We start from the raw sequence: 7,899 nt of genomic DNA on the forward strand, positions 1-7,899 counted from the left end.
AAGGCCTATGTCGCCCGTGTGGCCGGGGCCTTTCGCCAAGCGATCGACGCCCTGGATTCGGGCGCCGATCCCCAGGCCTTTGCCCCTCTGCTGACGGATCTCGCCGAAGGCGGGCGGGAGACGGCCGGCGCCTATAGAAAGCTGTGGAGATGACGGCTATGCGGATCGCGCTGGGGCCCTCGCTGTTTCACTGGGCGCCGGATCGGATTGAAGCCTTCTATGCCGAGGTGGCCGACGAGCCGTCGATCGACCGGGTCTATCTGGGCGAGGTGGTCTGCGGCAAACGTTCGCCCCTGACCCAATATGCGCTCGCGGCGGCGGCGGAGACCTTGAGCGCCGCAGGCAAGGACATCGTCTGGTCGGGCCTGGCCCTGCCGGCGACGATCCGGGATCGCAAGGGACTGGCGGCGCTCGCCGCCCTGCCGGACCTCATTGAGGTCAACGACGTCTCCGGTCTGTCGGAGCGGCGCGACCCCTTCGTCGCCGGACCTTTGTTGAACATCTACAACGAGGGGGCGCTTGGGGAGCTGGCGCGACGCGGCTGTGTGCGCCTGTGTCCCAATGTGGAGCTTTCGCTGGAGGCGATTTCGCATCTTTCGGCGGCGCAGCCACAGGTCGAGATCGAGCTGTTCGCCTTCGGTCGGCTGCCGCTCGCCCTGTCAGGGCGCTGCTACCACGCGCGCAGCCACGGCCTGCACAAGGACGCCTGCCAGTTTGTCTGTGATCGCGATCCCGACGGGATGGATCTGAGGACCCTGGAGGGCCAGCCCTTCCTCGCGGTCAACGGCGTGCAGACCCTGTCTTGGGCGATGCAATGCGTCGATGCGCCGGTCGCCGCCCTGCGTGCCGCCGGCGTCGGAGCGTTGCGCCTGTCGCCCCATTCCGGCGATATGCCGGCCGTCGCGCGGGCGTTTCGCGCCTATGCCGACGGCCTGTGCGATCCCGATGGGCTCCTCCAGCGACTGCAGGAATTGAACCCCTCCGTCGCCTTCGTTAGCGGCTATCTGCACGGTCTCGCCGGTGTCGCCGGGACCCGCTGATCCGGGAACGGCCGGGCTTGACCCGCCCGGCGTGCGCGCAATCCTTGACCGGCTCGATCGTCGGCTGGTGACCCTGCTGGCCCTGCGCCTGAAGGTCGCCGACGCCATGGCCGCGTTCAAGTCGCCCGGGACGGTGCGCGATCCCGCCCGTATCGCGGCGGTGATCGATCATGTCCGTCAGCTGGCCGAGACGGTCGATCTGTCGCCGGACTTGGTCGAGGCTCTATGGCGGCAATTGATGCAAGCCAGCGCCGTCCGCCAGGCGCGGCTTGTGGCCTTGCACCGAAAAGCCGGCGACGCCGCCGCCGGCCTTCCTGTGCATCAGAACAGCCAGCCATGACTGCCGGCGACCGCCCCGAACACCGTCGTCAAGGCCAGGACCAGCAGCACCATATGGGCGGCGTGCAGCAGGCGGAACGCCTGATCCGGCGCGCGCTTGGCCCAGGCCGGAAAGAAGCGGTGGAGCAGAAAGGGCTCCACCACAAACAGCAGCAGGACAAACACGGCCCAGACGCACACCATGGCGTGCATCCACCAGAATCGTAGGTCGCTGAATCGGTCCCACAGCGCCATCCGCTCAACGAGATAGACGCCCGACAGGCCGACAAGCGCCACGGCCGTGCGCGCCTGCCAGATGAAGCGACGCTCGAAGGCTTCGAAAGCCGCCAGGCGGTCGGCGCCGAGAAGCCCCCTGCGAATGGCGGGAAGCGCAACGGTGGTGGCCATCGATACGCCGCCGATCCAGATCACCACGCCCAGCACGTGAATCACGCGCGCGAGAGCCAGGTCGTCCATGGGAGTTTGTCCTTGTTCTGATCGTCAAGCTCGGTCGGGCGCGCCTCTGGTCAAGGCGCTTCTCTGGAGGGGTCAGGGGCAATGGACCCGTCGCGCAGGGGCGTGATCTGGAGCAGCACATCGTCCTGGCGCGCAGCGGCCCAGTGTTCGCCCCCGACCACAGGCAGCAAGATCAGGCTGCCGGGACCAAACACCCGCTCCGCCGCCGGATCGACGATCCCGCCGTCGCCCCAGGACAGATGGCCGGACACGACCGTGATGAGCCGCAGTCCCCCTTCGCCGCCGTGCGGCGGCAGAAGTTGACCTTTTTCGATCCAAAGGAGCATGACGGCGGGACGGCCCTGAGCGTCGAGGGCGACGAGGGTGCGGCGTGCGCCGGCGACATCCGAAGACGGCAGGCGATCCACGTCCAGCCGCCGGGCCTGGGCGGCGGCGGAAAGGGGCAGGGCGGCCGATGCGACGGCGGCGAAGGCGAACAAAGACAAGCGCTTCATGATAGGGTCTTTCTTGCGAGGTTAGAATTTGAGGCTCACGCCCGCGCCGAAGGCGCGACCGTCGCCGGGAAGGAAAACCGCCTGATCGGCGCGCGCCTGGTCGACGACGAGGGTGGAGGCGGCGTAGGTTTCGTCGAACAGGTTCAGGCCTTCGGCGAAGACGACCAGGCCGTCGCGGATCTCGCGCTCAGCCCGCAGGTCGAAGACGGCGTAAGGGTCGCTGTAGAGGGTGTTGAGGTTGTCGATCGGCGTTTTTTCCGGAACCCAGCGCACCCCGCCTTGCAGCAGCCAACCCGGCCCAGGCCGCCAGTCCAGACCGGCCTGGACCCAATGCGGCGGCGTGCCGGCCAGATGATTGTCGCCGCGCAGAGGATCGTCGTGGAAGCGGAAGTCCTGCCAGGTATAGGCGAGGCGTCCGGTCAGGTCCGGCGTCATCCGTAAGCTCAGTCCCAGCTCCAGCCCCAGGTGACGGGTGCGAGGCGCATTGACCGCGCCCAATGACACGCCGGTTTCGTCGCGCAGGCTGAGGAGCTCGTTGCGCACCCAGGCGTGATAGGCGACGGCGTCCCAGGTCCAGGCGCCGGCTCGAGCGCGCCAGCCCATTTCTACGGTCGTCGCTCGCTGCGCCTTGAGCGCGGGGGTGGCGAAGACGGCTGCGGCCTGATTGGGCGCGGCGGGATTGGGGCGTCCCGGACTGCTGTTGGGCGTGCCGTTGACGGTGGCGAACAGATCATCGTGCGTCGGCGGTTCGAAGGTCTGATTGGCCGAGACGAAGACGGTTTGCCGGTGGTCCGGCCGCCAGGTCAGGCCGAGGGCCGGGCTCCAACCCTCGTAGGTTCGTTCATAGCTGGACCCGACCGTTGGGACGGCGCCGAACGGCAGAGCCAGGCCGGGATTGGCGGGACTATAGGCCGCCGTCGGCCGCGTGGACGGCGCGTAGCGGTCCTGGTTGTCGCGCGTGGCGCGCGACCAGGCCGCCGAAGGCGACAGGGTGAGCGTCCGTCCGAGCGGGAGGTTGAAGCCGCCGTTCAGGGACAGGGTGTCCGCCTTCAGTCGATTGCGGCCGAACTGCGCGCCTCGGCGTCCTGAGAGATTGAGATAATAGTCGCGGTCGGCGGTTCCGGTCACCCATTGCAGCGTGCCCTCGAACAAGGGGATGGCGCGCGCGGGATCGGGCGCATAGGCGTAACGGGCGACGACGGTGGCGTCGTCGCCGCGGGTGTCGCGCACGCCCGCCGAGATCGGAAACCGGAACATGTCGTCGGTCTGGGCATAACCCAAGGCGACGTCGATCAGATGGGCGTCCATCACGCCCGTGGCCCGAACCCCCGCATGGAATTGCGTGGCTTCGCGACGGGGCTGGTCGCGCACCACATTGGGGCCTGGATTGACGGCGCCCGTCGGCGTCACGGTCGGGCCGGTGAAGACGCTGCGCGAGCCGCTGTCGAGCAGGGCGCGGGTCAAGGGACCGGCGACGTCGAAGCCGAGGTCGGCGTAGCTGGCGAAGGCGCGCACTGTCACCCGATCCGACAGTCTCACGCCGAAGTTGGCGCCCACAGCCGATCGACTCGAGCCGTTATAAGTCCGGGAACCGTCCCGCTCGGTGTGGTCAACGCGCAGCAGAGCGTCGATCGTGTCGTGGACATAACCGGCCGAGGCGCCCGTCCCGATCTGGCCGAAGTCGCCGGCGGAGGCCTTGAGGCGCAGCCCGGGCGCGCTTCGTCCCGTCGGAGAGATGAGGTTCAAGGCGCCGCCGAGCACCGTCGCGCCGAGCCGGTTCGCGGCGTGACCGCGAAAGATCTCGATCGACTGGGCCTCGGCGGGGTTGGCGAAACCGACGATATAGGAGCCGTCGGCGCGATTGACCGGCAGGCCGTTGCGCAGCATCAGCACCCCGCGCTCGACGGGGTTCTGCTGCAGGCCGGATCCGCGAATCTGGATGCGGGGCTGATCGTTTCCGCCGAAGAAGTCCTGCACGACAACGCCCGGCGCGAAGGCGAGGGCGCGTGAAATCGTCAGATTGGCGCTTTGCGGCAGGTCATCCGCCTCGATCAGCCCTGTTGCGCCGGCCGTGGCGTTCAAGCGTTCGGCGGCCGAGGCGCGGCGGCCGATGACGACCACATCTTCCACAAAGCCCGGCGTGGCGGACTGCGCCTGGGCGGGCGCGGTGACAAGGCCCGGAGCGAAGCCGAGCGCGAGAGCGCTGCAGGTCAGAGCGAGACGAGCGACGCCGTGCGGTAAGAACGGCTGGGAGAGCGGAACGGGGAGGGGCACGGCGGGTCTCGATTTGCTAATGCGACCCGTTTTCATCTAAAGCATGCCGAACGGCGCTTTATTGCGCCAGCGCAAACTGCGGCGAGAAGTCCGCCCGATCCGGTGTCGATCCGGGCCCGCAGGAGAGGAACAGGCCCATGTCCGACCCCGTCCGGAGCGAGACCATCGCCGGTTTGGATCTGTTCCGGGGCGCCGCTTCGGCGACGTGCGCCGATCTCGCCGAGACTGTCCGGGTCGATCATCATCGAGCCGGAGCCTATGTCGGCGAACAGGGCGCGAAGGTGGAGCGGGCCTATGCGCTGAGCCGCGGCAGCGCCCGTCTGATCCAGACCGGCGCCGACGGCGGGCAGGCGCTGATCCGATTTCTGGGACCCGGCGACATGTTCGCAACGGCCGCGCTCTTTGCGCAAGGGCGCTTTCCGGCGGACATTGTGGCTCTGGAGGCGGTCGTGGTTCTGAGTTGGCCCCGCGAGGTGCTGTTCCGCATTATGGAACGCGACCCCGTGGTTGCGGTGAACGTCATTCGTATTCTGGGGACGCGCTTGGCGCAATTGCAGGAGCGGATAAGGGAGAAGTCCTTCTTGCGTGCTGACCAGCGCATCGCCCTGGCCCTTCTGCGGCTTCTGGACCCGTCCGGTCGTCCTCAAGACGCCGCCGCCATCACGATCCCGCTGCGCCGCCAGGACGTCGCCGAGTTCGCCGGTACGACCCTGTATACGGCGAGCCGCATCATCGCCGGATGGGAAAAGTCCCGTTGGCTAAAGACGACAGGACGCCGTCTCATGGTGCTGGATCCCGCCGCGCTGAGACGCCTCGCCGAGGACGGCGTGAACGGGTCCAGCGCCGCAACGCACGCTGCGGCGAGCCGATAGCCGCATCCGATTCAGTCGAAAACCACGGGGTCGCCGGCGGTGTCGAAGGCGAGGAAGCGCTGGATGGCCCCGGTGTTGACAGCCTCGACCATGTTTTCGAGCGCCCGGTCTATGTCGGGCTTGGCAGGGGCGTATCCGTCGCGCCCGGCAAGGGCCGCGGCGAACACCAGGCCCCAGGGCGGTCCGGCCGTCGCCGCTTCGGCGGCGAAAACGTCGAAGCCCGCCAGGTCCTCTGGCGCCTTGTCCACGCACATCAAGGGGGTCAGGGTTCCACCCCGACCCAGGCGATGACGCTCGCGCTGCTCGGGCGTCGGGGCGTCCGGCAAGGCCACGGCGGCGAAGACGAAAAGCAGGCGGTGCGGGGTCTGCTGGGCCAAGGCGGCGGCGACGAGTTGCTGAAAATGAGAGGTCTGGGTCATCCGAGCAGAATGCCGCCTGATCCCCGCGCTGGGCTTGCGCCTGAACAAATCACGTTCGATTTGATCCTCAGCTCCATGGCGGGGTCTGTCCCGTTGGCGAACCCGAGCCCCGGTTTTCGCGCTTCGGCCAGCGCGCCCCGACAATCTCGCTGACCCCTTGTGCGATGCAACATTCCATGCCAGCAATGTCAGGCGGCGTCCTAAAGCGCTGCGCGTAACGGGGCGTCCTCAATGAGGGGAGACGCGCCGGACATTCAGCAGATTTCGGCAATGAAGCCGCCCGGGGCGCTCTGACATGAGCGTGTCGAGGCGGCTTTCGTGCGTCCGCGATCCGCACCGGGTTTGAACAAGCCACCAAACATGGCGGGGGATGAAGGTGATGGACAAGCGCAGATTCCTGATGGCCGGCGGCGCGCTGCTGGCCGGCGCCGCAGCGGGCCTCGCCGGATGTGGCGAGAGCGAGCCGCGTTCGAACGGGGCCACGGCGCCGGCGGGGACGGTCGAAAAACCCAATCTCAAACTCGGCTTCATCAAGCTGACGGATATGGCGCCCCTGGCGATCGCCAAGGAGAAGGGCTTTTTCCTTGAGGAGGGCCTGAACGTCGCCCTCGAACCCCAGGCCAATTGGAAGGTCCTGCTGGACGGCGTGATCGGCGGCCAGCTGGACGCCGCCCACATGCTGGCGGGGCAGCCGATCGCGGCGACCATCGGTCTGGGCACCAAGGCCGATCTTATCGCGCCGCTCAGCCTGGACCTGAATGGAAACGCCATCACGGTGTCGAACCGGATCTGGGCGCAGATCGCGCCGACCCTGCCCAAGGGCGCCGACGGCAAGCCCTTGCATCCGATCTCGGCCGCCGTCCTGAAGCCGGTCGTCGAGCGTTTCCGGTCCGAGGGGCGTCCGCTCAAGTTCGGCATGGTCTTCCCGGTCTCCACCCACAATTACGAGCTTCGCTATTGGCTGGCGGCCGGCGGGATCCATCCCGGCTTCTATCTGCCGCGCGACGTGGCGGGCACGACCGGCGCGGACATCCAGCTGTCGGTCACGCCGCCGCCCCAGATGCCCGCCACCCTCGAAGCCGGCACCATCGAGGGCTATAGCGTCGGCGAGCCTTGGAACCAGGCGGCCGTCAAGAAGAAGATCGGCGTGCCCCTCATCGCCGATCACGACATCTGGCCCCGCAATCCCGAGAAGGTCCTGGGCATGACCCGGGCCTTCGCCGAGACCTATCCCGCCGCCACCACCGCCCTGATCCGCGCCCTGATCAAGGCCCAGCAGTGGCTGGACGCCGACCAGGGCGCCAATCGCCCGGAGGCGGTGCAGATCCTGGCCCGCTCCAACTATGTCGGGGCCGACGCCGACGTGATCGCCGCCTCCATGACGGGGCGGTTCACCTATGCGCCCGGCGATGTCCGCCCCGCCCCGGAGTTCAACATCTTCTTCGGAAGCTTCGCCGGCTATCCGTTCGCTTCCGACGCGGTCTGGCAACTGACTCAGATGCGCCGGTGGGGCCAGATCGCCGAGGATCGTCCCGACGCCTGGTACCTGGAAACCGCTCAGGCGGTCTATCGCGCCGACCTCTATCTGGCCGCCGCGCGCGCGCTGGTCGCCGAGGGGGTGATCCCGGCCGAGTCCGTCCCGGAGACGGACGGCTTCAAAGAGGTGCAGACCGGCTTCATCGACGGCGTCGCCTACGACGGGCGCGCGCCCAACGCCTATCTGGCCAAGTTCGCCATCGGTCTGAAACAGGGTCAGCGGGTCGCCGCCTCCGGCGTCTCGCCGGCCTGATCGCGCAAAGGGGAGAAGATTGATGCTGACGAACCAGGTCGCGCCCGACGGTGAAACGCCCGCCAAGGTCATCGGTCGCATACCGTCCGAGACGGCGCCGCGTCGGACGCCGTCCGAGGACGCCGCGTCCGACACCCGTTCGGCGTCGGAGGAGGGGAGAGCGTCCAGGCTCGTCCGTTTCGCCGCCGGGCTTGGAGTCAAGCTGGGGGCCAGATT

Annotated in this window: 8 protein-coding genes and 1 pseudogene; 5 read left to right on the forward strand and 4 right to left on the reverse strand. The window is 68.0% G+C overall.

What is annotated here, in order from left to right; translation table 11 throughout:
• Window positions 1-158: 158 nt before the first annotated feature.
• Window positions 159-1,040 carry a U32 family peptidase gene (locus tag Q0C81_RS13080; protein WP_291838591.1) on the forward strand — a complete coding sequence of 294 codons (882 nt, stop codon included), beginning with the start codon at window positions 159-161 and terminating at the stop codon, window positions 1,038-1,040.
• Between the two features lie 31 nt (window positions 1,041-1,071).
• Entirely contained in the window at window positions 1,072-1,380 is a 309-nt protein-coding gene (locus Q0C81_RS13085) for a chorismate mutase (RefSeq protein ID WP_196066329.1), read from the forward strand.
• Here the strand turns inward: Q0C81_RS13085 and Q0C81_RS13090 are convergent.
• From Q0C81_RS13090 to Q0C81_RS13100, 3 genes are read right to left on the reverse strand one after another with little or no spacing between them, the layout of a single operon-like run.
• A complete protein-coding gene (locus Q0C81_RS13090) occupies window positions 1,362-1,835 on the reverse strand; it encodes a membrane protein (RefSeq protein ID WP_008259168.1) in 474 nt (157 codons plus the stop codon). The two genes, Q0C81_RS13085 and Q0C81_RS13090, sit on opposite strands and share 19 nt — an antisense overlap.
• A gap of 50 nt (window positions 1,836-1,885) precedes the next feature.
• Window positions 1,886-2,329, reverse strand: a complete 444-nt coding sequence (locus tag Q0C81_RS13095) for a hypothetical protein (protein WP_008263475.1) — start codon at window positions 2,327-2,329, stop codon at window positions 1,886-1,888.
• 21 nt (window positions 2,330-2,350) lie between these two features.
• Window positions 2,351-4,603, reverse strand: a complete 2,253-nt coding sequence (locus Q0C81_RS13100) for a TonB-dependent receptor (RefSeq protein WP_198004288.1) — start codon at window positions 4,601-4,603, stop codon at window positions 2,351-2,353.
• A gap of 137 nt (window positions 4,604-4,740) precedes the next feature.
• Between Q0C81_RS13100 and Q0C81_RS13105 the strand changes: the two genes are divergently transcribed.
• Entirely contained in the window at window positions 4,741-5,475 is a 735-nt protein-coding gene (locus tag Q0C81_RS13105) for a Crp/Fnr family transcriptional regulator (protein ID WP_008260628.1), read from the forward strand.
• 11 nt (window positions 5,476-5,486) lie between these two features.
• Here Q0C81_RS13105 and Q0C81_RS13110 read toward each other — a convergent pair whose 3' ends face one another.
• Window positions 5,487-5,894 carry a hypothetical protein gene (locus tag Q0C81_RS13110; RefSeq protein WP_008263563.1) on the reverse strand — a complete coding sequence of 136 codons (408 nt, stop codon included), beginning with the start codon at window positions 5,892-5,894 and terminating at the stop codon, window positions 5,487-5,489.
• 379 nt (window positions 5,895-6,273) lie between these two features.
• Between Q0C81_RS13110 and Q0C81_RS13115 the strand changes: the two genes are divergently transcribed.
• Both Q0C81_RS13115 and Q0C81_RS13120 read left to right on the forward strand, forming a co-directional pair.
• Entirely contained in the window at window positions 6,274-7,683 is a 1,410-nt protein-coding gene (locus tag Q0C81_RS13115; protein WP_291838600.1) for a CmpA/NrtA family ABC transporter substrate-binding protein, read from the forward strand.
• A 22-nt stretch (window positions 7,684-7,705) separates the two neighbouring features.
• Window positions 7,706-7,899: pseudogene (locus tag Q0C81_RS13120) on the forward strand (ABC transporter permease); the annotation flags it as partial.

This window comes from Brevundimonas sp. (assembly GCF_023259385.1).
Classification (GTDB): Bacteria; Pseudomonadota; Alphaproteobacteria; order Caulobacterales; family Caulobacteraceae; genus Brevundimonas.